This window comes from Amycolatopsis sp. NPDC051716 (genome assembly GCF_040681595.1).
GTDB lineage: Bacteria > Actinomycetota > Actinomycetes > Mycobacteriales > Pseudonocardiaceae > Amycolatopsis.
On sequence record NZ_JBFAZA010000012.1, the window covers coordinates 68,110 to 91,743 of the forward strand.

Genomic DNA, 23,634 nt, shown 5'->3' on the forward strand with positions numbered 1-23,634 from the left:
GCGACCGCACAGTTCGTCAGACCACTCCCCCGTTCGGAGGATGTGGAACATTTCCTCAAGGTGTTTCATAGGCGACGGGAAAGCGGTTACCCCGCACCCACCCGCGGCACCCGTTTTCGTTGCCGTGCACCAGGTCCGCCGATCCGCCCGTCTGTGTCCGGGCGTGCTTTCGCCTGCCCGGGGAAAGAGAGCGATCCATGTCCGCACTCACCAGCCCGCCGACGCCGTCCGGCTTGAGTGAGAAAATTTCCCGCCGCCATGGGTGGCGCGCCAAGGCCGCCGGCGTGGTGCTGGCCGCCCTGGCGCTGACCACCGGGTTCGCCGCGCCGGCGCCCGCCGCCGCGAACCCCTACGAGCGGGGTCCCGACCCCACCACCGCCAGCATCGAAGCCACCCGCGGCTCGTTCTCGACGAGCACCGTGACGGTGTCGCGGCTGGCCGTCTCCGGCTTCGGCGGCGGCACCATCTACTACCCGACGACCACCACCGCCGGCACGTTCGGCGCCCTCTCCATCGCGCCCGGCTTCACCGCGACCCAGTCGAGCATCGCCTGGCTGGGCCCGCGCCTGGCGTCGCAGGGCTTCGTGGTGTTCACCATCGACACGCTGACGACTAGCGACCAGCCCGACAGCCGCGGCCGGCAGCTGCTGGCCTCGCTGGACTACCTGACGCAGCAGAGCTCGGTGCGGTCGCGCATCGACAGCAGCCGGCTCGGCGTCGTCGGGCACTCCATGGGTGGCGGCGGCACCCTCGAAGCGGCGCGCTCACGGCCGTCGCTGCAGGCCGCGGTGCCGCTGACCGGCTGGAACCTGACGAAGAACTGGTCGTCGCTGCAGGTGCCGACGCTCGTCGTCGGGGCGCAATCGGACACCGTCGCGCCGGTGGCGTCGCACTCGATCCCGTTCTACACCAGCCTCCCGTCCGGTTTGGACCGCGCGTACCTGGAGCTGCGCGGGGCCAGCCACTTCGCCCCGAACTCGCCGAACACGACGATCGCGAAGTACACCCTGTCGTGGCTCAAGCGGTTCATCGACAACGACACCCGCTACGAACAGTTCCTCTGCCCGATCCCGAGGACCGACCTGTCCATTTCGGACTACCGCGGTAACTGCCCGCACAACGGCTAGGACGAACGAGGCCTCCGGGGCCGGTGCGGATCGGACAACCGCACCGGCCTCCTTGGGGTGCGGGCCGGTCGCGGGCCACGGAGCCGGGCAGCTGGGTCGGGGCCCACCGATCCAGCCCCAGCGCTCAGGAAGGCGCGCCGACGGTGACCACCACCTTTCCCTTGGCGTGCCCGGCTTCCTGGTAGGCGAATGCCTCACGCAGGTCGTCGAACGGGTAGCTCCGGTCGATCACCGGCGTGACCGCGCCGCGCTCCACCAGGCCGGCCAGCTCGACGAGGGCCGCCGCCTTGTCCGGGTAGGCCACGGCGTCCGTCAGGACCACGCGTCTTCTCGCCAACGGACCGGAGGCCAGAGCGGCGAAGACGTGCCCCGCGGGCTGCACCCACCGCCCCGCCGGGCCGCCGACGGCGACGAACGTGCCGTCGCGCGCCAGTACCCTCCGGCAGGCGAACAACGACCGGCTGCCGGCGATGTCCAGCAGGACGTCGTAGCGGCGGCCGCTGCGCGTGAAGTCCTCCGCGCGGTAGTCGAAGACGTGGGCCGCTCCGAGTGAACGCGCCACCTCGGCGTTGGCCGCGCTGCACACCGCGTAGACCTCGGCACCCAGCGCCTTCGCCAGCTGGACGGCGAACGTGCCGACGCCGCCGGAAGCGCCGTTGACCAGCACGCGCTGCCCGGCTGCGACCCCTCGCAAGGCCACCAGCGCGGTGACCGCGGCCATCGGCATCGCCGCCGCCTGCTCGTACGTGAGGTTCGCCGGCATCGGCGCCAGCAGGTCCTCGCGCACGCAGACGTACTCGGCGTGCGCCCCTCGCGGCAGGAGCGCGTAGACGTCGTCGCCCGGCGCGAACCTGGTTCCGGCCGTCTCGACCCGGCCCGCCAGGTCGCACCCGAGGACGCCCACGGGTGGACGGCGCAGGCCGAAGCCCCCGGTCATCAGGCGGGCCACGTACGGCTCGCCTCTCATGAAGTGCCAGTCGTACGGGTTGACCGATGTCGCGCACACCCGGACCAGCACCTCGCCCTCCCCGGGCACGGGATCGGTCACGTCCTCCCAGGTCAAGCTGTCCGGAGGACCGTACGCACGTTGGACCAAAGCCTTCATCGCCGCCACCTTACGTTGTAAGTCGTACGTTGTAAGGTAGCTCTGCGGCGAACCCGTGGTCAAGGAGGCCTTACGTTGTACGATCTTGGCCGTGACCACCGAAGCCCGGATCCCGCTGAGCCGGGAACGCGTGCTGCGGGCGGCCGTCGCGCTCGCCGACGAGCACGGCCTGCGCGCGGTGACGATGCGTCGGCTCGCCGAGGACCTCGGCGCCGAGGCGATGTCGCTCTACTACCACGTGGCCAAGAAGGAAGACGTGCTCGACGGGATCGTCGAGGTGGTCGCCGAGGAGATCAACGACGTGGTGGCCCGCGTGGCACCCGGCCCGGACTGGAAGCAGACGGCCCGGCGGCGCATCCTCGCGGCGCGGCAGGTCTTCCTCCGCCACCGCTGGGCCCCGGGGCTGTTCGGCACGCGCTCGTCGACGAGCGTCGCGGTGCTGAAGTACTTCGACAGCCTGGTCGGCCTGATGCGCGAGGGCGGGTTCTCCCACGACCGGATCCACCACGCGCTGCACGCACTGGGCAGCCGCGCACTGGGGTTCAGCCAGGAGCTGTTCGACCCGAACGCCGGGGCGTCGGCCGAGGTACCGGCGGACCTCGCCACCCAGCTGCCGAACCTGACCGGGATGCTGGCCGAAATCGCCCACGACAACCCGGATTCGACGCTGGGCTGGTGCGACGACCAGGCGGAGTTCGAATTCGGCCTCGACGTCATCCTCGACGGCCTGGACCGGCTGCGGACGCAGTAGCCCACCAGGTGGGACCCCGGCGCGCGCGGGGGCAGAATCGGCAGCGTGTCACGACCACTGCGGAAGCTGGGCTTCCTGACCATCGGCCTGTTCGACGCGGCCGACCCGCGCCGGGGCCACGAGTCGACGCTGGAGATCATCGAGCTGGGCGAACGGCTCGGGTTCGACAGCGCCTGGGTGCGCCACCGGCACCTGCAGTACGGCATCTCGTCGCCGGTCGCCGTGCTGGCCGCCGCGTCGCAGCGGACCAGCCGGATCGAGCTCGGCACCGCGGTGATCCCGCTCGGCTGGGAGAACCCGCTGCGGCTGGCCGAGGACCTCGCCACCGTCGACCTGCTCTCCGGCGGCCGGCTCAACCCGGGCCTCAGCGTCGGCCCGCCGATGCGCTGGGACGAAGTCAAGCACGCCCTCTACCCGGACACCGCCGACGCCGAGGACTTCTCCTACGACCGCGTGCGACGGCTGCTGGACTTCGTGCGCGGCGAGCCGGCGACGGAGTTCAGCGGCACCGCGGGCTTCGAGGTGTTCTCCGACCGGGTCCAGCCGCAGGCGCCCGGGCTCGGCGACCGCCTCTGGTACGGCGGCGCGAGCGTGCGCTCGGCGGAGTGGGCCGGCCGGCACGGGATGAACTTCCTGACCAGCAGCGTGGTCAAGGCCGAAGGCGAAAGCACCGACTTCGCCGAGATCCAGCTCTCGCACATCCGGACGTTCCGCGAGCACCACCCCGCCGGCCGAATCTCGCAGGGCCTGGTCGTGATCCCCACCGACAGCGCGACGCCGGAACAGCGGTCGAAGTACGAGGCCTACGCCGAAAAACGGCTGCCCCGCACCGCGGAACCCCAGGGGCCCGCGCGGATGCTGTTCTCCCCCGACTTCGTCGGCACGTCCGCGGAAATCGCCGAGCGGCTGCACGCGCACAAGGCGTTCCGCGAGATCGACGAGGTGGCTTTCGCCCTGCCGTTCACCTTCGAACACGAAGACTACGTGCAGATCCTCACCGACATCGCGGAACGCCTCGGCCCGCTGCTGGGACGCTGATTACTTGTTGGTGCCCGGCGTCAGCACCTTGTCGATCACGAAGACCGTGGCGTTCTTCGTGGGAATGTTGCCGCACAGGATCTTCGCGCCGTTGATCGTCATGTTGTCGCCCGAGCCCTCGATCTTCACCGGGCCACCGGCGGTGTTCAAGGTGTCGACCGAACCAGCCGAGGCGAGCCCCTTGGCGTCGTAGCGCTTGCCGACGACGTGGTACTGCAGGATCGGCGCCAGCTCGGCGGGCTTGCCGGCCAGCTCGTTGAACTTGGCGTCGCCCAGCGCGGCGAACGCCGGGTCGGCCGGCGCGAAGACCGTGATGGCCTCCTGGCTGTTGAGCGTGTCCACCAGGTTGGTGGCCTTGACCGCCGCCACCAGCTTGGTCAGCAGCGGGTTCGTCGACGCCGCCGAAGCGACCGGCTGCGGGCCCATCGAGTCCAGCGAACCGGGCGCGGACCCCTGCGGCAGCTGCGAACACGCCGGGCCGAAGACGTCGGCGTTGGTGGTCACGCCGTTGGCGGCACCGGAAGCCATGCTGGACGACGGCGCCGGCACCGAGGACGACGGCATCGAGCTGCTGGAACTGCCCGACGAAGCGGTGTCGCTACCGCTGCACGCGGTCAGCGAAAGGGCGGCGACGGCGGCAACGCCGATACCGGCGACACGGAGCTTGGTCACAAAAATCACTCCCATAAAGCGGCTGAGAACTGCTTCTTACCCTGGATTCGGAACTACGGAGAAACCGGATTGGCCCCCATTCGGGTGATCCGGGTCACCGGGCTGCGAAGGCGATGCTGTGGCGCCGCCAGGGACGGTCCCGGCCCGGATTTCGGTTTGCGTGCAACCGCTTTCGTCGGTGGCAGGCGGCGCGGACCGTCCCCGAAGGAACGGTTTCGAAACCCTTCGGCGTGTCGATCCGCGATTCCGTCTTGATCGGCGTCGCCCATTTCGTGGCCGACGCGTAAAAGCGCCTGCTAAGCAAGGGAAATCCTGGTGACGGCGGGGGTCGTCGGGCCGGCCGAGCCGCCCGCGGGTTCGACGGTGATCCCGATCCGGTCGACGTCGGACGGCAGCTCGGCCACGAGCATCCGCTGCGACGCCTCGGACGTCATCAGCCCGGCCGACCGCGCGCCGCCACGGCCGATCAGCCACACCTGGTAGACGTGGCCGGCGTCGAGCGCGGGCAGGTCCGATGCGAGCAGCACGGCCTGGTTCCGGCTGCGCGAGACGACGAGCGTGGCGTGCCCCTCGCCGGCCCCCTGGATCGCGGACGCGTCCGGCGCGCTCAGCACCGAGTCGACGGGCGCGGGCGTCCTCCCGACGCCGAGCGCGACCGCCACCACGGCCGCGGCGGCCGCACCGAACAGCGAGATGCGCAGCTGCCAGGTCTTGGCCCGGCTCAGCCGGCGGACGACCGGCAGCTTCGGCGGCAGCTGGCGGGTGCCGGCCACGTCGGCGAGCACCAGCAGCTTCAGCTGTGGCGGCGGGTCCACCGCGGCGGCCACGGCGAGCCGCGCGCCGGTCGCCCGCAGCTCCGCCACTTCCTCCTGGCAGGCAGCGCATTCGCCGAGGTGGCGTTCGAATTCGGCGCGGTCCACATCGGACACCGCGTCCAGGGCGTACGCCCCGGTCAGCATGTGCAGCTCGGCGGTCATCGGTCCACCCCCAAGCAGTCGCGCAGGCGGATCAGGCCGTCGCGGATACGGGTCTTGACGGTGCCGGGCGCGACCTTCAGCACCTCGGCGACCTCGGGGTAGGTGTAGCCGTTGTAGTAGGCCAGCACGATCGACTCGCGCTGCAGGTCGGTCAGCGCGGCCAGGCACTGCCGCACCCGCTGCTGCTCCAGACCGGCCAAAGTGGACTCGGTCACCTCGTCGAACGGCCGCCGCACGTCCATCAGGCCGGCCCGCTCCTCGCGGTCGACCCCGGCCTGGTGCGAGCGCACGCGGTCCACGGCCCGGCGGTGGGCGATGGTCAGCACCCACGACAGGGCGCTGCCGCGCTCCGGCTCGTACCTCGTGGCCTTGCGCCACACCTCCACCAGCACCTCCTGCGCCACTTCCTCGGCCTGCGCGTGACTGCGCAGCACGCGCGTCGCGAGGCCGAGCACCGGACCGGCGACGAGGTCGTAGAGCGACGCGAACGCCGTCTCATCGCCCGCCGCCACCCGCCGGAGCAGTTCTTCGGCGCTCGGCGCGAGCGCCGGCGCCTCGTCCGGTTGCAGCCGCAACCGCCCACGCTCACCCATGCCCGGCAACCCTCCACCTCATCCCGATTTCCCACCCGGGGTTCGCGGCCGGACGGGGCACCGGACTGGTGTGCGGTGCCCCTTCCCACCCGGACGGCGCAACTCCGGGGCCGGGACCCATCCGGCGGGCGCGCGGCTCCGAAAAGCCCGCCCCGAAGGTCGCGAATGACTCATTCGGGACGTCGGAGGTCCCGAATGAGTCATTCGCGGCAGCCGCAGCAGCCGCAGCAGCCGCGGCAGCCGCAGCAGCGAGGCTCAGTGACGAACGTTCACCATGCGTGAGGGGACTGCCCTTTCGGCCACGCGGAAGGTGACCTCGGACACTTCTTGATCACCCTCGCGTGTGAAAGTTTTTCGGATCGCTGGGCGTTGAACTCACCATGGGTTATCCCTGGAACGAGAGCGAACCCGACCGACGAGTAGCAAAGGGGCCACCATGGCCGACCCGAACACCGTGACCACCGCCCGCATCGACTTCGCCCTCCGCACCTTCGGGGCCGGACCGCGGCCGGTGCCGGCCGAGCTGGAGTACGACACCCTCGACCCGTACGCGGTCGCCGTGGTGCTGCACGCCGGCCCGAGCGCGGTGCGGTGGCTCTTCGGCCGCGACCTGCTCGCCGACGGCCTGCTCGCCCGCTGCGGCGACGGCGACGTGCGGATCGGGCCCGCCGGCGACCCCGCGCTGGTCGTCGTGGAGCTGAGCTCCCCCGACGGCGCGGCGGTCCTCGAAGCGCCCGCCAAGGAGATCGCGGCCTTCCTCGACCGCACCTACGACGTCATCCCGGCCGGCAGCGAGAGCGACTGGTTCGACTTCGACGAGGAATTGGCGAAGCTTTCCTACCAGGACTGAGTACCGTCCCGGAGCGTGAGCTTCTTCCTGACGAAGGTCCTCGCCGCGCTCGACGACGGCGGTGACCGCGTCCTGTTCCACTCCGGCGGCGAGGTCACCACCTATCACCAGGCCTGCGACCGGCTGCGCCGCCTGCACGGCGGGCTGGGCGACGTCGAAACGCTCGCCGTCGACCTGCGCAACCGGCCCGAGACGGTCCTCGTCCAGCTGGCGGCCCTCCTGCGCGGCGCGACCGTGCTCATGGTCCCGGCCTCGGCGCCGGCCCGTGACCGGCTCGCCGCGGCGAGCGGCGCCACCGTCGTCACCGACCGCCCGCACGACTGGCCCGCGGGCGACGTCCGCACCCTCGCGGACCTGGACGGCGTCCCCGAGCCGCTGAACCCGCCGGAGACCGTCCGCCTGCTCTTCCCCACCGGCGGCACCACCGGCACCCCGAAGCTGATCCGCCACAGCGGCATCTACGACGGCATGGCGTACATCTTCACGCCGTCACCGGACGGCCCGGGCCGCACGCTGCTGGTCGCCCCGATGACCCACATGACCGGCAACGCCACCGTGCTCGGCGCGCTGCTGCGGCTGGACACCGTCGTGGTCCACGACGGCTTCGACGCAGGAGCCGTCCTTGACGCGATCCAGGCGCACCGGATCGACACGCTCTCGCTGACTCCGCCGCGGCTGGCCGCGCTCCTCGACCACCCGAAGCGCCCGGAAACCGACCTCGGCAGCGTGCGGTCGCTCTCCCTCGGCGCCGCGCCGCTGCCGCCGCACCGGCTCGCGCAGGCTCTCGACGTCTTCGGCCCGGTCGTCGGCCAGGGCTACGGCCTCACCGAGGCGCCGATGATCGCCAGCATCTCCGCCGCCGAGCTGCTCGACCGGCCGGAGCGGCTGGGTTCGGTCGGCCGGATCGTCCCGGGCATGGAGGCGCGCATCACCGACGGCGAGGTCGAGGTGCGCGGACTGTCCATGATGGACGGTTACCGCGGCGGCCCCGAGGTCGGCGCGGGCTGGCTGCGCACCGGCGATCTCGGCCGCTTCGACGACGAGGGCTACCTCTACCTGCTCGACCGCGCGGACGACGTCGTCGTGGTCGGCGAGCACGGTACGAAGGTCGCCACCACCGCCGTCGAACACGCCCTCGCCACGCACCCCTCGGTGCGGAGCGCGGCGGTCTTCGGCGTCCCGGGCGAGGACGGCCAGCGGCTGCACGCCGTGGTCGTCACCCGGGCATCCCTGACTCCCGAAGAAGTCCGCGAGCACGCGCGAAGCGCCTTCGGCCAGGAGCACTACGTCCCGGCGAAGGTGGACTTCGTGGCGGCACTGCCGCTCACGGGCGTCGGGAAGGTCGACAAACGCGCGCTGCGAGCCGCGTTCAGCTCGTGACAGCGCCGTCCGAAGACGACTTCACGAGCTTCACGTACTTGCCGAGCACGCCTTCCGGGAACTTGTTCGGCAGCGGCTCCCAGCCCGCCCGGCGGGAAGCCAGCTCGGCCGCGTCGACCAGCAGGTCGATGCTGCGCGCCTTGATGTCGACGGCGATCCGGTCGCCGGTGCGGACGAACGCGATCGGCCCGCCGTCGACCGCCTCGGGCGCGACGTGGCCGATGCACAGGCCGGTGGTGCCGCCGGAGAACCGGCCGTCGGTCAGCAGCAGGACGTCGCGACCCAGCCCAGCGCCCTTGATCGCCGCGGTGATCGCGAGCATCTCGCGCATCCCCGGGCCGCCCTTGGGCCCTTCGTAGCGGATGACGACGACGTCGCCGGCCGAAATCCGGCCCTCGTTCAGCGCGGCCATCGCCTCCTGCTCGCGCTCGAACACGCGCGCCGGGCCTTCGAAGTTGGCCGTGTCGAAGCCCGCGGACTTCACGACCGCGCCCTCGGGCGCGAGCGAGCCGCGCAGGATGGTGATGCCGCCGGTCGGGTGCAGCGGGTTGTCCAGGGTGCGCAGCACTTCGCCGTCGATCGGGTCCGGGTCGAGCTCGGCGAGGTTCTCGGCCACCGTCCGCCCGGTCACCGTGAGCGCGTCGCCGTGGATCAGCCCCTCGTCGAGCAGGGCCTTCATCAGCACCGGGATGCCGCCGTGGCGGTCGATGTCGTTCATGACGTACTTGCCGAACGGCTTCAGGTCGCCCAGGTGCGGGACACGGTCGCCGACGGTGTTGAAGTCGTCGAGGGTCAGCTCGACCTTGGCCTCGTGCGCGATGGCCAGCAGGTGCAGCACGGCGTTGGTCGAACCACCCAGGGCCATGATCACGGTGATGGCGTTCTCGAACGCCTCCCGGGTGAGGATGTCCCGCGCGGTGATGCCCTTTTCCAGCAGGCCGACGACGGCTTCCCCGGACAGGTGGGCGTAGTGGTCGCGACGGCGGTCCGCGGACGGCGGCGCGGCCGACCCCGGCATGCTCATCCCCATCGCTTCGGCCGCCGACGCCATCGTGTTCGCGGTGTACATCCCGCCGCAGGCGCCTTCGCCGGGGCAGATCGCGCGTTCGATCCGGTCCAGGTCATCGGTCCCGAGCCGGCCCGCCCGGCACGCGCCGACCGCCTCGAAGGCGTCGATGAGCGTGACGTCCTTCTCGGTCCCGTCGGTGAGCTTCACCCAGCCGGGGGCGATCGTGCCCGCGTAGAGGAATACCGACGCGAGGTCGAGGCGCGCGGCGGCCATCAGCATGCCCGGCAGCGACTTGTCGCAGCCGGCCAGCAGGATCGAGCCGTCGAGCCGCTCGGCCTGCATCACCGTCTCGACCGAGTCGGCGATGACCTCGCGGGAGACCAGCGAGAAGTGCATGCCGTCGTGGCCCATGGAGATGCCGTCGGACACCGAGATGGTGCCGAACTGCAGCGGGTAGCCGCCGCCGGCGTGCACGCCCTCCTTGGCCGCCTGGGCCAGCCGGTCCAGGGACAGGTTGCACGGCGTGATCTCGTTCCACGAACTGGCGACGCCGATGATCGGTTTCTTCCAGTCGCCGTCGCCCATCCCGACGGCGCGGAGCATGCCGCGCGCGGGCGCGGCCTCGATCCCGTCGGTCACCGTGCGGCTGCGGGGCTTCGGGTCGATCGTCATCACGGGCCTCCGGATTACGACGTTCGGGCGCTGGTCATGTTACCAACGGGCGCGCGGTCCGCTGGCCGGAACGATTTTCTATCGGCGCCCGCGCGAGCGGGCGAAAACTCAGGCCATGATCGCCACAGTGGTGTGGGGCACGGGCAACGTCGGCCGCGCGGCCATCCGGGCCGTCGACGCCCATCCCGCGCTGAAGCTCACCGCCGTACTCGTCCACGACCGAGCGAAGGTGGGCAAGGACGCCGGGGAGCTGGCCGGAGTCGGTGCACTGGGGGTCGCCGCGACGGACGACATCGACGCCGTCCTGGCCGCGAGCCCGCGCGCGATCGTGTACGCCGCCTCGGGGGACGTCCGGTTCGACGACGCGCTCGCCGACATCGTGCGGGCCGTCCAGGCGGGCGCGGTCGTCGTGACGCCGGCCCTGTACCCCCTCTACGACCAGCGCAACGCCCCTCCGGAACTGCGTGACCCGGTGCTCGCCGCGATCAAGGAGGGCGGCGGCTCGCTGTTCGTCTCCGGCGTCGACCCCGGCTGGGGCAACGACGTGCTGCCGCTGCTGATCAGCGGGCTCGGCACGGACGTCGACGTGGTCCGCTGCCAGGAGATCTTCGACTACTCGACCTACGAGCAGCCCGACTCCGTCCGGTACCTGGTCGGCATGGGCCAGCCGATGGACTACGCCGCGCCGATGCTGATGACCGGCGTGCCGTCGATGGTCTGGGGCGGCCAGGTCCGGCTGATCGCGCGCGGCCTCGGCGTCGAGGTGACCGAGCTGCGCGAGACCCTGGATCGCCGTCCACTCGAGCAAACCGTCACCACGCGGACCATGGGCGAGTTCGAACAGGGCACGCAGGGCGCCGTGCGGTTCGAGGTGCAGGGCATCGTCGACGGCGAGCCGCGGATCGTCATCGAACACGTCACCCGCATCCACCCGTCGTGCGCGCCGGACTGGCCCACGCCGCCCAGCGGCGACGGCGCCCACCGCGTGATCATCGAAGGCCGGCCGCGCATCGAAGTCACCGTCGAAGCGACCGACGAAGGCGAAAACCGGTCGGCGGGCGGCAACGCCACCGCCGTCGGCCGCCTGGTCGGCGCGATCGACTGGCTGGCCGCGGCGGAACCCGGCCTCTACGACGCACTCGACGTCCCGCTGCGCCCGGCAGCCGGCAAGCTCGGAAGGAGCCGTCCGTGAACATCGACATCCCCGCGGGCAAAGACCCGATCGGGTACGTCTGGGGCGAGATGGTGCCCGGCATCGGCATCGCCGCGTCGAAGTTCTCGCTGGCGGTCTACGAGCACACGACGCTGGGGCTGCGGGAGTTCGAGGCCGCCCGGCTGCGGATCGCGCAGCTCAACGGCTGCGTCTTCTGCCTCGACTGGCGCACCGAACGCGACGGGCAGAAGGTCGAGGCGGAGTTCGCCGACGCCGTCCTCGACTGGCGCACGACCGACCGCTTCGACGACCGCACGCGGCTGGCGGCGGAGTACGCCGAGCGGTACGCGACCGACCACCACAACCTGGACGACGAGTTCTGGAAGCGGATGGCCGAGCACTACACGCAGCAGGAAGTCGTCGAGCTCAGCATGAGCCTCGGCGCGTGGCTGGCCTTCGGGCGGCTCAACCACGTCCTCGGCCTCGACACCGCCTGCGTCCTCCCGTCCCACCGCTCGTGAGTGGTAAAGCGGGTTAGAACCCGCCTTACCACTCACGACGAGCCGCGGCAGGGCTCAGAAGTCCTGCGCGATGATCTTCTCGATGTTGCGTTCGGCCAGTGCCGTGATGGTGACGAACGGGTTGACGCTGGTGTTGCCCGGGATCAGGGACCCGTCGATCGCGTACAGGCCCTGATAGCCGGCCAGCCTGCCGTAGTTGTCGGTCGCCTTGCCGAGCACCGCGCCGCCGAGCGGGTGGTAGGTGAGATGGTCGCCCCAGACCTTGTACGTGCCGAAGAGGTCGGTCCGGTAGATCGTGCCCTCGGTCGAGTTGATCTTGTCGAAGATGGTCTTCGCCATGTCGATCCCCGGCTGCTTCCACGCCGTCTGCCAGTTCAGGTCCACCGCGCGCGACGCCGGGTTCCAGGTGAACTGCGCGCGGTTCGGGTTCTTGGTGATCGACAGGTAGAACGACGCCCACGTCTCGATCCCGGTCGGCAGCGGCGCGACCTCCGCGAAGGCGCCGCCCGCGGCCCAGTTGTCGATGCCGCCGCACGGGATGGTCGACTGGGAGGCCCCGGTCGGGTCCCAGATCTGGTTGGCGCGCCCGACCATCACGTTCCCGTTGTCACCCCAGCCCTTCCCGACTTCGCCGTTGAGGTTCGGCAGCGCGCCGGTCGCCTTCAGCTTCACCAGCAGCTTGCTCGTGCCGACGCTGCCCGCGGCGAAGAACACCTTGTCCGCCGTGACGGTTTTGATCGCGGACACCGCGCCGGCGGTGGTGAGCTGCTCGATGGTCACGGTGTAGCCGCCGCCGGACGCCGGCACCACCTGCGTCACGCGGTGCAGCGGCGAGATCGTGACCCGGCCGGTCGCGGCGATCTTCGGCAGGTAGGTCTTCTGCAGCGACTTCTTGCCGTAGTTGTTGCCGAACAGGATTTCCCCGCCCAGCGCCGACTTCGTGGCGGTGCCCGCCGCCTCCCGCTCCATGTAGTCCCAGTCGTACACGTCCGGCACGAACACGAACGGGAAACCCGACCGCTGGGCCTGTTTCCGGCCGACGCGGGCGAACTGGTACCAGTCGGTGCTCTCGAACCAGGCCGGGCGGATGCTGGCGACCCCGAGCCCGGCGTTGGCACGCGGGTAGTAGACGTCGTACATCTCGTTCGCGTCGACCGTCGGCAGGATTGCGCCGAAGTTCTCCCGCTTCGGCGTGACGGCCATACCGCCGTTGACGAGCGAGCCGCCGCCGACGCCGCGGCCCTGGTACACGGTGATCCCGCTGAACTCCTCGGCGTCGAGGATGCCCGTGTAGCGGGGGATGTCCTTGTCGATCGGGAACCCGAGGAAGTTGGACAACGGCTGCTTCGTCCGGGTGCGCAACCAGAACGACCGCTGGTCCGGGTTGGGCGTGGTGCAGAAGATCTTGCCGTCCGCGCCCGGGGTGTCCCAGGCCATGCCCATCTCGATCATCTGCACGTCGACGCCGGCCTGGGCGAGCCGGAGCGCGGCGACCGAGCCGCCGTAACCGGAGCCGATCACCAGCGCGGGCACGCGGGCGCCGTCGGCGACAGCGGCCTGACTCGGCGACGCGGCCGCGGCCCGCCCGGCCAGCGCGGCACTCGCCAATATAGAACCAGTTCCAGCAATGAAGAGACGACGGGATACGGAGCCAGAAGTTGTTCTCCACACGGGTTCGTCACTCATTTGTTGTTCCTCACCGTTGAGGTATTTTAGAACAAGTTATAGCTGCGTGGTGCAGACAAGTCGACATGTACTCACGAGTAACCTGGCGGGGTTGCGGGCCAGTGCCGCTGAATGGGCCATGATGGACGACTGTGGAGTCCACCCGAGTGGACCGCTGGCTCTGGGCGGTCCGGCTGACGAAGACGCGCCCGGACGCGGCGGCGGCCTGCCGGGGCGGCCACGTGCGCGTCAACGACAAACCGGCCAAGCCGGCGACCACGGTCGTCCCGGGCGACGAAGTGCGCTACCGCGTCGGCGGGACGACGAAGGTCCTCGACGTGGTCAGGGTGATCCAGAAGCGCGTGGGCGCCCCGGACGCGGCGACGTGCTACGTGGACCGGACCCCGAAGCCGCCCCCCGAAGCGGCGATCCCGGTCGCCCGCCGCGACCGCGGCGCGGGCCGGCCGACCAAAAGGGAGCGTCGCGTGCTGGACGCGTTCCGGTCGACACCGGAGCCTTAGGCCTTCAGGCCGTCCAGCGCCACGGACAGCAGGTGCCGCGTGCGACCCGCGCAGGCGTAGGTGGGGTGTCCGGGGAGGCTGGTCGGCCGGGTGCTGGGTGGCTTGCCGCCGGTCGAGCTGGGGGGTCGGTGATGATTGGCGGAGTACAGCCACTCCGATGGAGGCCGACCCGGCGCTCTGGGCGGGGTCGAGCCGATGACGCCACCGCAGCCGGACGATCTGCGGCCCGAGCGGAAGCGAGTCTTGATCGGGCGGCGGTGCGGGGCAGCTGCCCGTCCCGGCCGCGCCTTCGCAGCGGTAGCGATCGGCCCATTCCGAGCGCTTTGGTCCCGAACCGGCGCAAGTCCAGCCGGATCCGGACCGCGGCCGGCCGCGCAGGCCTAGGTCATCCGCCCCGTCGATCAACGGATCGTCGCCCTCCGCACCTCCTCCCCGGAAATAGCCGGGAATCCGCCGCGGGCAGGTCGGTCCGGGTGGAATGCGGGTAGTTCCCTGCCCGGAGGGAAGCCATGACGACCAGCACCACCCCGGACCACCTGCTCACCGCGGCGCGGCCACTCGTGGAGCGCTACTGCCGCGACCGGCTGGACCCGGACTCGGCCGACGATGTCGCCCAGGACGTCTGCGTGGCGCTCCTGAAGGCCCTGCCACGGCGGCCACCGGAACGGCCCTTCCCGGACTTCGTCTGCGGCATCGCCCGCATCAAGGTCGCGGCCGCGCGGAAGGCGGCCGCGCGGCAGGACGAGCCGGTTGCCGAACTGCCCGATGAGCCCGACTCGTCGCTGGGGCCGGAACACCAGGCGCTCCGGCGCGAACTCCGCGAGCGGGTGGCGGAACTGCTGCGGGTGCTGCCGCGCAAACAGCGGGAAATCGTGGTGCTGCGGGTGGTCGTCGGCCTGTCGGCGGAGGAGACGGCGGCCGCGGTGGGCTCGACGCCGGGGGCGGTGCGGGTGGCCCAGCACCGGGCGCTCGGCCAGTTGCGCAAGGTCGTGACCAGCGCGTGACGGCTACCCTGGCCAGGTGAGCGACAGCGAGAATTTCGAAGGGCGCGACGTCGGGTCCGGAGTCTCCGTCATCCGCGAAAGCACGGACGTCGTCGGCTCCGGGCCGCGGCTGCACCGGCACCCGTACACCGAGACGTTCGTCATCATCCGCGGGCGGGCGCGGTTCACCGTCGGCGACGAACAGCGCGACGGCGGTGCCGGGGACGTGCTCGTCGTCCCGGCCGGCACGCCGCACAAGTTCGCCGTGCTCGGCCCGGGGGTCTACGAGGCCGTGCACATCCACGAAAGCGACCACTTCATCACCGAATGGCTGGAGTGACGTTCAGAGACCACCGGCCCCGATCATGCCGCGCAGCTTCGTCAGCGCGCGGTACTGCGTGATGCGGACGTTGCCGGCGGAGATGCCCAGCGCCTCCGCCGTCTCGTTCGCCGACAGGCCGGCGACGACCCGCAGCGACAGGATTTCCTGGTGCAGCGGCGGCAGCGACGCCAGCAACCGGCCCAGGCGGGCGCCGAGGTCGAGTTCGAGGACGTGGTTCTCCGGCTCGTTGCCGCCCAGCGGCCGGTCCGGCAGCTCCGGCACCGGCTTCGACCGGTCCCTGGCCACCGAGCGGAACGCGTCGGCGACCTTGTTCGCCGCGATCGCCCGCACCAGGTACAGGAACGAGCCCCCGCGGTCCTGGTAGGTCGGCAGCACCTTCAGCACCGCCAGGCACACCTCCTGGGCGACGTCGTCGGCCGAGAGGTACGACAGGTCCCGGCCGCCGATCCGCGCCCGGCAGTAGCGCACGACCGTCGGCTTGATGAGCCGCAGCAGCGCCTGGACGGCATCCGGGTCGCCGTCGCGCGCCGCGGCCACCACCGGGTCGAGCTGTTCCTTCGCCAGGCCGCCCTCCGGCCTCGGCGAATCCGCCGGCACGGTGTAGCCGTCGACGGCCGCCGCCGCCTCCGCGATCATGGTCTCCACGGGCCCTCCTCGTGTCCGCCACCGGGGCCGACGTCCGTCCACAACGGACAGCGTGGTGCCTCGACGTTCCCGGTCCGGCATAGGCGTTATCGAGGTGCTGACCAGCAACGTTGCAGTGTGGTGTGGGTTGTCCAGCTATTGTCCGTTAACCGTTCACAACCCGGCCGGAACGGCCGCCGGGCACCGGCGGAAGGCCGGACAAATCGTGGACAGATCCGGGAAAATCAGGTCCAGCGGATTCCGTACGCGAAGCCGGGAGCGAGGTTCCGGAACCGGACGTGCACCTCGCCGGCGTCGTCGGCCGCCAGTGCGGTACCGGTTCGCGACCGATCGTCCACGCCGGCCGGGGAAACCTTTTCCTGGCGCATGATCCGCTTCGGCACCCGTTCACCGAACCGGACGTGCAGATCGAAAAAATCGCACGGGTGCCGTGGTACGCAGACGTAACGCTTTTCTCGCAGGTTCGCCCGGAATCTCAGCCCGACCTCGTGCCGCGCGCCCCGGCGCAACGGCTCCGGCAGCCGCAACGCGAGCCCGATCCGATCACTCGATTCCCGTACCCGCCCGGCGAGCACCCCGCCGTGGAACACGTCGACGCCGAGATCCGCCGCGCGCGCCGAATCGCCCGATTCACCGGTGACCGGCAACGTCAGCGCCAGGTCGAGCACGGCGATTTCGTCGGCGTCGGCGATCACCCGCCGGAATTCGAACGCCTCCGGCACCGGCTGGTCGAGGGCCAGTGTGACGCGCAGTTCTTCGGTGTGCCAGCCCCGCCCCGGATACAGCCGGGGCGCCGGCACGGCCGCCGCGACGGCCAGCGCGGCGATCTGCTCGATCCCCTCGTCGATCCGCCGCCGGACCGTCCGGTCGTCGCGGTCGAGCGTGATCGCCGCCCAGTGCACCCGCTCCTGGTAGAACGGTTTCCGCGCACGCTCGTCGAGCGCGAACGCGGCGAGCAAAGCGATCTTCAGATCGTCCGGCAACGACTCCACCAGCGGGCGCAATCGATCGGTCAGCTTGCGCCGCATCTCCACGGTTCCGTCTTCTTCGACAATGCCGCAAGCGGAACGCAATGCGGGGCCGATCCGGTCCGCGAGCGGTGTCGTGAAAATTGCCCTCCCTTTGCGCAGGGCCTTGAGTTCGCCGACCACGTCCGCCGCACTGAGGCTCACCGTCCCCTCCCCTTCCACGCACGGGGGTCAATGTTCGTCAGCGCCACCGCCGATGTCCAGTCGATCACGCTCAAGCAAACGGATCGTTATCCCGCGGTTTCCTTTTCCGCCATTCGGGTAATCGCCGATACTTGTTGGCGTTGTGTTGACAACGACCGCATTGCGCCGCAACGATTTCCCGGCGGAAACTCACCCGACCGCCACTGTCGAACGTGTCGAAATGACCCCCGCGCGCCGGCGGCTTTCCTGCCGGGCTCCGTGCACCCGGGCGGCGCACCACTCCCGCGGGTGAACGTGACCGGCGCGGGTTGGCGGTGGCCCGCCGCGGGTACTTGTTGATCATGAGCCCGAGGATGTGGCGCCTGCTGATCTCGGGGTCGCTGCGGCTGTTCCTGATCAGCGCCGTGCCGGCCACCGTGCACCTGTCCGTGCTCGCCGGGCTGGCGGCGGGCGTGATCGCGTTCCTCGTGCCGGCGCCGCGCAGCCGGCACGACGACCGCGCCGGCCCCGGCGGTTAGCGACCCCTCACACTTCCTGCCACCGGTGGAGCTTCTCGGGGTTCCGCACCGCCCAGATCCGCCGGACCGAGTCGCCCGCCACCTCGAACGCGATGACGGCCACGACCGCGCCGCCCCGCCGCGCGAGCAGCCCCGGCCGCCCGTTGACGGTGGTCTCCTCGAGCGTCACCGCCGGGATCCGGTCCGTCAGGTCCACGGCGTAGCGCGCGACCCGCGCGCCTCCCTCGATCGGGCGGCGGACCGCACTGGCGAGCCCGCCGCCGTCCGCGACGACCGTCGCGTCCGGATCGAGGATGCCGACCAGCCGCTCGATGTCCCCCGCCTCCCAGGCCAGCTTGAACGCGCGGACCACCTCGGCGCTCCCCCGGACCGGCGCCGGGGCGCGGGCGGCCCGGACGCGGCGCCGGGCGGAGGACGCCAGCTGGCGGCACGCGGCGGACGTCCGGCCGAGGACCGCCCCGACCTCGGCGAAGGGGTAGCCGAAGACGTCGTGCAGGACGAAGGCCACGCGCTCGGCCGGCGTCATGGACTCCAGCACGACGAGGAACGCCATCGTGATCGACTCGTCCCGCGTGACGCGGTCGGCCGGGTCGGCGAGCGAACCCGCCGCCCCGGGCAGTGGCTCCGGGAGCCACTCGCCGACGTAGCTTTCCCGCCGCACGCGGGCCGAGCCGAGCAGGTCGAGGCAGAGGCGGCCGGCGACCGTCGTCAGCCACGCCCCCGGCGACTCGATCGCGTCCCGTTGCGGCCCGGACAGGGCGTACCACCGGCCGTACGCCTCCTGGACGACGTCTTCGGCGTCACTCATCGAGCCCAGGAGCCGGTAGGCGAGGCCGGTCAGCTGCCGCCGCTCGGCCGTGATCGTGCCGGTCATGATCCCCCTCGGTCCGCGTTCGTCACCCCGGTGACGAATCCCGGGGGCGACCTGTGACAGCCGTGCTCACCCGCGGCGCCGCACGCACCGGCCGCGCAACACCACCGCCGCCGGATCGGCCAGCTGGGCCGGGTCCGCCCGGGGGTCCCGGTCGTAGACCACCGCGTCCGCCGGCGCTCCCGGCTCCAGACCACCCAGCCCCAGGTACTCCCGCGCGCTCCACGACGCCGCCGCCAGCGCGTCGTGGGGGCGCACGCCCGCGGCCACCAGCGCCCGGATCTCGGCGACGATTCCGCCGTGCGGCAGGGAATCCGTGCCCGCCAGCACGCGCACCCCGGCTTCCGCCGCGGCCGCCGTCAGCGCGCCGTGCACCCGCGCGCCGCGCAGGTACCAGGCCCGGGCCGGGCTGTCCGGCTGCTGTTCCCGGCGCCGCAGGCCTCCGGTGATCACCGACAGCGTCGGGGTCAACGCCGTGCCCTGGGCGGCCATCCGCGCCAGCAGCTCCGGATCCAGGCACATCCCGTGCTCGAGCGAGTCGACACCCGCCGCGACCGCGGCCGCGCCGCCCTCGGGGTGCTGGCTGTGCACCGCGACCCGCCCGCCGGCCGCGTGCACCGCCCGCACGACGGCGCGCAGCACGTCGACCGGCACGGCGGAATCCCCGACGCGCCAGTCCGCGATGATCTTCGCCCAGCCGGTCCGGGCGGCCTGGGCCGCCGCCAGTGCGGGCAGCTCGTCATGCGCAGCGCGGCGGCCCCAGCCGTCGAAGAACTGTCCGTGCTGCGCCAGCCACGGTCCCGCGTGCCGGGCCCGCGGCACGTCGGGGTCCTCGCCGAACCACGGCGGCGGCTCGCCCGGCAGCCCGGGTGACCGGATCAGCGTGACCCCGGCGTCGACGTGCTGGTGCAGCTGCTCCCGGAGCAGGTCCGGGTCCATCGGCTGCCCCGGTTCCGCGGCGCCGGGGTGGGTGTGGGCGTCGACCAGGCCGGGTACCAGCCAGCCTTCGCCCACCAGGTTCGCGCCGGGCACCGGATCGGTCGTCCAGCGGTCCCCGTCCGCGTAGAGGTCGACGTATTCGCCGCTCGGCAGCGCGTACCCCTGGATGCGCGTGATCACCACGCCGACCGTACCCGCGACCTCGCCCGGCCGGCGGTGACCGGCGGCGGTGCCGGTGCGCTTGTGCGTGATCACGCGCGGTGTAGTGTTTGCCGGTCCGACCGGCGTGCGTGACCGCGTGAGGTGCCATGACAGTGCGGCGGTACCCAGTGGCCATCGTGCTCGTCTTCGTCACGTCGGCCCTGGTCGTGGTCAACGGCTTCGCTTTCTGGGGCGACACCTTCGCCCTGTGGGTCGACGACGCGATGCAGCTCAGCGCCGGGATCACCGGGGTCGTCTGCGGCGTTGTCGTCGCCCGGCGGTTCCGCGAGCACCAGCGGTGGTGGCGGGTGCTGGTCGCGCTCGGCATGATCGGCTGGTCGCTCGGCCAGTGCGTCTGGTCCTGGTACCAGCTGATCGACGGCCGCGGCCTGCCTTCGCCGTCGCTGGCCGACGTCGGGTACCTGAGCTTCCCCGTGTTCGCGCTCGCCGCCCTGTTCGTGCTCGCCCGGGCCCGGGCGCGGCCGGACCGCGAGCGCTGGCAGCCCGCCCAGTGGACCGCGCACTTCGGCGTCGCGGTGGTGCTCGACGGGCTCGTCGTCACCGGATCGCTGTTCATCCTCACCTGGACAGCGGCGCTCGGGCAGGTGGTCCGGGCCACCGGGCCGGACGCGCTGACCTGGGCCGTCGCCATCGCCTACCCGCTGTCGGACCTGGTGGTCGTGGTCGTCGCCGTGCTGCTGGTGGTGTTCGACCGGGTGGACCGCCCGTACCGCGCGAACCTGCTGCTGGCCGCCGTCGGGATCGTCGCACTGGCCTGCTCGGACAGCGTGTTCGCCTACCTGGTGAGCATCGGCGCGGAGAGCATGAAGCCGTGGTCGGACGCGGGGTTCGTGCTCGGCCCGCTGTTCATCGCCTTCGCCCTGCTGGTCACGCCCGGTACGCGGCGGCGTGACGACGCGGGCCAGCCGGTCGGCGTCGACTGGTGGCAGGTGGCGCTGCCGTACCTGCCGGTCACCGCGGTCGCGCTGCTGATCACCGTGCAGATCGTGGCCAGCGCGGGCCCGGACGGCGTCGAGGTGCTCGTCGGCGCGCTCGTGGTGTTCCTGGTGCTCGCCCGGCAGCTGCTTTCCTTGCTGGACAACCGGTTGCTGCTGCGCCGGGTGTACGAGGGCCAGCAGCAGCTGACCCACCAGGCCTACCACGACCCGCTCACCGGGCTGGCCAACCGGGCGCTGTTCGCCGACCGGCTGGACCGGGCCGTCGAGCAGGGCGCGGAGAGCGGGCAGGGGCCGCTCGTGCTGATCTTCGTCGACCTCGACGACTTCAAGGAGGTCAACGACCGGTTCGGGCACGCGGGCGGGGACGTCCTGCTGCACGCGGTCGCCCAGCGGCTGCTGAGCTGCGTGCGCGCGGGCGACACCGTCGCGCGGCTGGGCGGCGACGAGTTCGCGATCCTGCTGGAAGGCGAGGTCGACACGCCGCAGGCGGTCGCCGACCGGATCCAGAGCGCGCTGCGGCGGCCGTTCGCGGTGCACGGCACGCTGGTGCCGGTCCGCGCGAGCATGGGCCTGGTGGTGCCGGACCCGGCCGAGCCGGCGATCACCGCCGACGTGCTGCTGGGCCGCGCGGACACGTCGATGTACGCGGGCAAGCGGCTCGGCAAGGACACGACGGTCGTGTACCACCCGTCGCCGGACGGGCCGCCCGACTTCCCGTCGGCACTGCGCCGCGCGGGCGGCGGTCTCCCGGAGGGCTTCGCCCTGGTGTTCCAGCCGATCGTCCGGCTGGCCGACGAGCAGCCGGTGGCGGTGGAGGCCCTGGCCCGCTGGACCGCGCGCGACGGCACCGCGGTGTCGCCCGAGACGTTCGTCCGCGCCGCGGAAGGCGCCGGTCTCGGCGCGGAACTGGACGCGCTGGTGCTGGACCTGGCCTGCCGCGAGATCACCGCGGCCGGGATCGACCTCACCGTGCACGTCAACGTGTGCGCGAGCCGGCTCGGTGCCGCCACGCTGGAACAGAGCGTCGAGGCCGCGCTGGACCGGTACGGCCTGCCGGCCGAACGCCTGATCGTCGAGATCACCGAGACGGTGCCGGTGCCGGACCTGGCGGCGGGCGCGGCCGCGATCCGCCGCCTGCAGGACCTGGGCGTGCGGGTGGCGCTCGACGACTTCGGTGCGGGGTACAGCTCGCTGACGGTGCTGCACGCGCTGCCGGTCGACCTGATCAAGCTGGACCGCGCGCTGACGACGGGCGTCCGCCCCGACCGCGACGCGGCGCTGTGCCGGTCGCTGGTCGGGTTGTGCGCGGACCTCGAGGTGGCGGTGGTCGCGGAGGGCATCGAGACGGCCGAGCAGGCCGAACTGGTCACCCGCGCGGGCTGCACGACGGCCCAGGGCTACCGCTTCGGCCACCCGGCCGCGCTGAGTTCGCTGCGGCTCTCGACGCTCTCCGCCGGCTGACCGCTGCCGCGAAAAACACAATCAGGGCCCACCAGGGGCCCCAAAAGTAAATAGCGACGAGACCGCCGCGCCCGCGGGTGTCCAGGCGTGTGCTATTCTTTAGTGGGCGACGCCGGCGCCACTCTTGTTCTAACCGGCGACGTTCGGGCCGGACTAGCTCGCCTGGACCCCCGGCGGCAGCACGCCGAAGATCGTGGCCGTGGATCCCGCGCCGTTGCGGTTGATCGGACCGCCGGCGAGCACCCAGGCGCCGGTCGTCGGCAGGGCCTTGAGGTTCGCCAGGATTTCCAGGCTGATCCGGTGGCGCCGGTAGACCAGCTTGGACACGGTGTACGTCTCGTCGGTGCCGACGTCCGGGCTGAACGTGTCGGTGCCGGTGCCGCCGCGGCGGCCCAGGCGCCCGGTGTCGATCAGCCACCGCACCGCGGGGATCGAGAACCCCGGCTGGTGCAGGACGCCGTCCGCACCGGAGTTCGGGTAGGCGGGGGTGCCCCACTTGGCGTCCCAGCCGGTCCACAGCACCACGACGGACTCGTCCGGAATCCGGCCGTGGCGCTTCTCCCACGCCTTGAGGTCGTCGATCGTGACCGCGTAGTCCGCGTTCGCCGCCGCCTTCGCGCGCACGTCGATCTTCACGGCGGGCCGGAACAGGTCCGCCGGGTCCATGTCGTCGGCGAGCGGCTCCCCGGTGTTGAAGTGCCCGGGCGCGCCCCAGTGCGTCCCGGTGTGCTCGCCCTCGCGGACGAACTGCAGGTAGTAGCCGTCTTCGGGGATGGTGGCGATGGTCTCCAGCTCGAAGGCCGGGTCGCCGGGGAAGACGTTGGTCGTGGCGGGGTCGTTGACGTGCGACAGGTTGACCAGGTTCAGCTGGTCCAGCCGCACCGGCGGCGCGGTTTCGGCGGCCTGGGCGGTCCGTCCGGACAGCGCGGCGCCGAACACCCCGGCCAGCCCCGCGGCCAGCACCCTGCGTCTCATCGGCATGAGGGATCACCTTTCACCGGGCACGGGGCGAAGCCCCGGCACGACACCGTCATATCACCCGGGCTGGGCGCGGCCAACGAATTGCGCGAAGATGGGGCCGTGGACGACGACATCGAAGACAACGCCGACAACGGCATCCTCGACCCCGAGGACACTTTGGACGACCGCGACGAGCTGGCGGAGGGTTATTCACCGCCGGAACGCGCGCAGGCGACCGAAGGCTGGGGCACCACCGCGCGCGAAACGGCGGAGGGCGAGAGCTGGGCGGGCCGGCTCTCCCGCGAGGTTCCCGACCTGGCCGACGACGTCGACGACGACGGGCTGGGCGACACCGAGGACACCGACGGCGAACTGGTCGACGACGAGGTCGGCGACCTCCGCGCGGGGCGCCTGGTCGCGACGGACGAAGGCTTCGGCGAAGACTCCGACGAAGAGCTGTACGCCTCGGACGCCGGCATCGACGGCGGCGCGGCCTCGGCGGAGGAAGCGGCCGTCCACGTGATCGACCCGTCCCGCCGCTGGTGAGC

24 protein-coding genes are annotated in these 23,634 nt (G+C 71.7%); 13 read left to right on the plus strand and 11 right to left on the minus strand.

Translation table 11 applies throughout. The features are described from left to right. The first annotated feature begins 197 nt into the window (after positions 1–197). Positions 198–1,127, plus strand: a complete 930-nt coding sequence (locus tag AB0M30_RS18410) for a dienelactone hydrolase family protein (RefSeq protein ID WP_364585210.1) — start codon at positions 198–200, stop codon at positions 1,125–1,127. Positions 1,128–1,251: 124 nt separating this feature from the next. Here AB0M30_RS18410 and AB0M30_RS18415 read toward each other — a convergent pair whose 3' ends face one another. After that, on the minus strand, positions 1,252–2,232 hold the full coding sequence (locus AB0M30_RS18415) for an NAD(P)-dependent alcohol dehydrogenase (protein ID WP_364585211.1): 981 nt from the start codon (positions 2,230–2,232) through the stop codon (positions 1,252–1,254). Positions 2,233–2,323: 91 nt separating this feature from the next. Between AB0M30_RS18415 and AB0M30_RS18420 the strand changes: the two genes are divergently transcribed. Next, complete coding sequence (locus AB0M30_RS18420) at positions 2,324–2,983, plus strand: TetR/AcrR family transcriptional regulator C-terminal domain-containing protein (RefSeq protein WP_364585212.1); 660 nt, start codon at positions 2,324–2,326, stop codon at positions 2,981–2,983. A gap of 45 nt (positions 2,984–3,028) precedes the next feature. Beyond that, on the plus strand, positions 3,029–4,021 hold the full coding sequence (locus AB0M30_RS18425) for an LLM class flavin-dependent oxidoreductase (protein WP_364585213.1): 993 nt from the start codon (positions 3,029–3,031) through the stop codon (positions 4,019–4,021). Here AB0M30_RS18425 and AB0M30_RS18430 read toward each other — a convergent pair whose 3' ends face one another. From AB0M30_RS18430 to sigK, 3 genes are all read right to left on the minus strand, one after another. Then, complete coding sequence (locus tag AB0M30_RS18430) at positions 4,022–4,693, minus strand: fasciclin domain-containing protein (RefSeq protein ID WP_364585214.1); 672 nt, start codon at positions 4,691–4,693, stop codon at positions 4,022–4,024. A 296-nt stretch (positions 4,694–4,989) separates the two neighbouring features. Further along, complete coding sequence (locus tag AB0M30_RS18435; RefSeq protein ID WP_364585215.1) at positions 4,990–5,670, minus strand: anti-sigma factor; 681 nt, start codon at positions 5,668–5,670, stop codon at positions 4,990–4,992. Continuing rightward, the gene (sigK, locus tag AB0M30_RS18440; protein WP_103338314.1) at positions 5,667–6,263 is read right to left on the minus strand and encodes an ECF RNA polymerase sigma factor SigK; all 597 of its coding nucleotides are present in this window, start codon (positions 6,261–6,263) and stop codon (positions 5,667–5,669) included. Before sigK ends, AB0M30_RS18435 begins: the two co-directional genes overlap by 4 nt. Before the next feature lie 436 nt (positions 6,264–6,699). Between sigK and AB0M30_RS18445 the strand changes: the two genes are divergently transcribed. Both AB0M30_RS18445 and AB0M30_RS18450 read left to right on the plus strand, forming a co-directional pair. After that, positions 6,700–7,113 carry an SsgA family sporulation/cell division regulator gene (locus AB0M30_RS18445; protein WP_103338315.1) on the plus strand — a complete coding sequence of 138 codons (414 nt, stop codon included), beginning with the start codon at positions 6,700–6,702 and terminating at the stop codon, positions 7,111–7,113. Between the two features lie 15 nt (positions 7,114–7,128). After that, positions 7,129–8,493, plus strand: coding sequence for a fatty acid--CoA ligase family protein (locus AB0M30_RS18450; protein ID WP_364585216.1), 1,365 nt, complete (start codon positions 7,129–7,131; stop codon positions 8,491–8,493). On the opposite strand, the gene ilvD is transcribed toward AB0M30_RS18450, so the two are convergent. Then, positions 8,483–10,174 carry a dihydroxy-acid dehydratase gene (gene ilvD, locus AB0M30_RS18455; RefSeq protein ID WP_364585217.1) on the minus strand — a complete coding sequence of 564 codons (1,692 nt, stop codon included), beginning with the start codon at positions 10,172–10,174 and terminating at the stop codon, positions 8,483–8,485. The genes AB0M30_RS18450 and ilvD overlap by 11 nt on opposite strands. 115 nt (positions 10,175–10,289) lie before the next feature. On the opposite strand from ilvD, the gene AB0M30_RS18460 reads away from it, so the two are divergent. Together AB0M30_RS18460 and AB0M30_RS18465 are read left to right on the plus strand one after the other, a co-directional pair. Further along, positions 10,290–11,366 carry a dihydrodipicolinate reductase gene (locus tag AB0M30_RS18460; protein WP_364585218.1) on the plus strand — a complete coding sequence of 359 codons (1,077 nt, stop codon included), beginning with the start codon at positions 10,290–10,292 and terminating at the stop codon, positions 11,364–11,366. Further along, positions 11,363–11,848, plus strand: a complete 486-nt coding sequence (locus AB0M30_RS18465) for a carboxymuconolactone decarboxylase family protein (protein ID WP_364585219.1) — start codon at positions 11,363–11,365, stop codon at positions 11,846–11,848. The genes AB0M30_RS18460 and AB0M30_RS18465 overlap by 4 nt, the downstream gene beginning before the upstream one ends. Positions 11,849–11,902: 54 nt before the next feature. On the opposite strand, the gene AB0M30_RS18470 is transcribed toward AB0M30_RS18465, so the two are convergent. Further along, the gene (locus AB0M30_RS18470; RefSeq protein ID WP_364585220.1) at positions 11,903–13,456 is read right to left on the minus strand and encodes a GMC oxidoreductase; all 1,554 of its coding nucleotides are present in this window, start codon (positions 13,454–13,456) and stop codon (positions 11,903–11,905) included. Positions 13,457–13,665: 209 nt separating this feature from the next. Here AB0M30_RS18470 and AB0M30_RS18475 point away from each other — a divergent pair, with 209 nt between their 5' ends. The 3 genes from AB0M30_RS18475 to AB0M30_RS18485 all read left to right on the plus strand — a co-directional run bounded on the left by AB0M30_RS18475 (position 13,666) and on the right by AB0M30_RS18485 (position 15,357). Continuing rightward, the gene (locus AB0M30_RS18475; protein ID WP_364585221.1) at positions 13,666–14,034 is read left to right on the plus strand and encodes an RNA-binding S4 domain-containing protein; all 369 of its coding nucleotides are present in this window, start codon (positions 13,666–13,668) and stop codon (positions 14,032–14,034) included. A gap of 509 nt (positions 14,035–14,543) precedes the next feature. After that, positions 14,544–15,038: a sigma-70 family RNA polymerase sigma factor gene (locus tag AB0M30_RS18480; protein ID WP_364585222.1), complete on the plus strand. Its 495-nt coding sequence runs from the start codon at positions 14,544–14,546 to the stop codon at positions 15,036–15,038. Positions 15,039–15,054: 16 nt separating this feature from the next. After that, positions 15,055–15,357: a cupin domain-containing protein gene (locus tag AB0M30_RS18485; RefSeq protein ID WP_013229266.1), complete on the plus strand. Its 303-nt coding sequence runs from the start codon at positions 15,055–15,057 to the stop codon at positions 15,355–15,357. Positions 15,358–15,360: 3 nt separating this feature from the next. Here AB0M30_RS18485 and shbA read toward each other — a convergent pair whose 3' ends face one another. Further along, on the minus strand, positions 15,361–15,996 hold the full coding sequence (shbA, locus tag AB0M30_RS18490; protein WP_364585344.1) for an RNA polymerase sigma factor ShbA: 636 nt from the start codon (positions 15,994–15,996) through the stop codon (positions 15,361–15,363). A 233-nt stretch (positions 15,997–16,229) separates the two neighbouring features. Continuing rightward, positions 16,230–17,177, minus strand: coding sequence for a hypothetical protein (locus AB0M30_RS18495; RefSeq protein WP_364585223.1), 948 nt, complete (start codon positions 17,175–17,177; stop codon positions 16,230–16,232). 341 nt (positions 17,178–17,518) lie between these two features. Here AB0M30_RS18495 and AB0M30_RS18500 point away from each other — a divergent pair, with 341 nt between their 5' ends. After that, positions 17,519–17,695 carry a hypothetical protein gene (locus tag AB0M30_RS18500; protein WP_158264122.1) on the plus strand — a complete coding sequence of 59 codons (177 nt, stop codon included), beginning with the start codon at positions 17,519–17,521 and terminating at the stop codon, positions 17,693–17,695. Positions 17,696–17,702: 7 nt separating this feature from the next. Here the strand turns inward: AB0M30_RS18500 and sigJ are convergent, their stop codons facing one another. Next, entirely contained in the window at positions 17,703–18,569 is an 867-nt protein-coding gene (sigJ, locus tag AB0M30_RS18505; protein WP_364585224.1) for an RNA polymerase sigma factor SigJ, read from the minus strand. Between the two features lie 66 nt (positions 18,570–18,635). Further along, entirely contained in the window at positions 18,636–19,760 is a 1,125-nt protein-coding gene (locus tag AB0M30_RS18510) for an amidohydrolase family protein (protein WP_364585225.1), read from the minus strand. A 53-nt stretch (positions 19,761–19,813) separates the two neighbouring features. Between AB0M30_RS18510 and AB0M30_RS18515 the strand changes: the two genes are divergently transcribed. Beyond that, positions 19,814–22,126: an EAL domain-containing protein gene (locus AB0M30_RS18515; RefSeq protein ID WP_364585226.1), complete on the plus strand. Its 2,313-nt coding sequence runs from the start codon at positions 19,814–19,816 to the stop codon at positions 22,124–22,126. 153 nt (positions 22,127–22,279) lie between these two features. Here the strand turns inward: AB0M30_RS18515 and AB0M30_RS18520 are convergent, their stop codons facing one another. Continuing rightward, on the minus strand, positions 22,280–23,107 hold the full coding sequence (locus AB0M30_RS18520; RefSeq protein ID WP_364585227.1) for a cyclase family protein: 828 nt from the start codon (positions 23,105–23,107) through the stop codon (positions 22,280–22,282). Positions 23,108–23,206: 99 nt separating this feature from the next. Between AB0M30_RS18520 and AB0M30_RS18525 the strand changes: the two genes are divergently transcribed. Next, complete coding sequence (locus tag AB0M30_RS18525) at positions 23,207–23,632, plus strand: DUF5709 domain-containing protein (RefSeq protein ID WP_364585228.1); 426 nt, start codon at positions 23,207–23,209, stop codon at positions 23,630–23,632. Positions 23,633–23,634 lie beyond the last annotated feature (2 nt).

What these genes read in the sequence shown, in the direction of transcription:
- AB0M30_RS18410 (WP_364585210.1), top strand. Translation starts at nt 198, where the DNA reads ATGTCCGCACTCACCAGCCCGCCGACGCCGTCCGGCTTGAGTGAGAAA.
- AB0M30_RS18415 (WP_364585211.1), bottom strand. Translation starts at nt 2,232, where the DNA reads ATGAAGGCTTTGGTCCAACGTGCGTACGGTCCTCCGGACAGCTTGACC.
- AB0M30_RS18435 (WP_364585215.1), bottom strand. Translation starts at nt 5,670, where the DNA reads ATGACCGCCGAGCTGCACATGCTGACCGGGGCGTACGCCCTGGACGCG.
- sigK (WP_103338314.1), bottom strand. Translation starts at nt 6,263, where the DNA reads ATGGGTGAGCGTGGGCGGTTGCGGCTGCAACCGGACGAGGCGCCGGCG.
- AB0M30_RS18445 (WP_103338315.1), top strand. Translation starts at nt 6,700, where the DNA reads ATGGCCGACCCGAACACCGTGACCACCGCCCGCATCGACTTCGCCCTC.
- ilvD (WP_364585217.1), bottom strand. Translation starts at nt 10,174, where the DNA reads ATGACGATCGACCCGAAGCCCCGCAGCCGCACGGTGACCGACGGGATC.
- AB0M30_RS18460 (WP_364585218.1), top strand. Translation starts at nt 10,290, where the DNA reads ATGATCGCCACAGTGGTGTGGGGCACGGGCAACGTCGGCCGCGCGGCC.
- AB0M30_RS18480 (WP_364585222.1), top strand. Translation starts at nt 14,544, where the DNA reads ATGACGACCAGCACCACCCCGGACCACCTGCTCACCGCGGCGCGGCCA.
- shbA (WP_364585344.1), bottom strand. Translation starts at nt 15,996, where the DNA reads ATGATCGCGGAGGCGGCGGCGGCCGTCGACGGCTACACCGTGCCGGCG.
- AB0M30_RS18500 (WP_158264122.1), top strand. Translation starts at nt 17,519, where the DNA reads ATGAGCCCGAGGATGTGGCGCCTGCTGATCTCGGGGTCGCTGCGGCTG.
- sigJ (WP_364585224.1), bottom strand. Translation starts at nt 18,569, where the DNA reads ATGACCGGCACGATCACGGCCGAGCGGCGGCAGCTGACCGGCCTCGCC.
- AB0M30_RS18515 (WP_364585226.1), top strand. Translation starts at nt 19,814, where the DNA reads ATGACAGTGCGGCGGTACCCAGTGGCCATCGTGCTCGTCTTCGTCACG.
- AB0M30_RS18520 (WP_364585227.1), bottom strand. Translation starts at nt 23,107, where the DNA reads ATGCCGATGAGACGCAGGGTGCTGGCCGCGGGGCTGGCCGGGGTGTTC.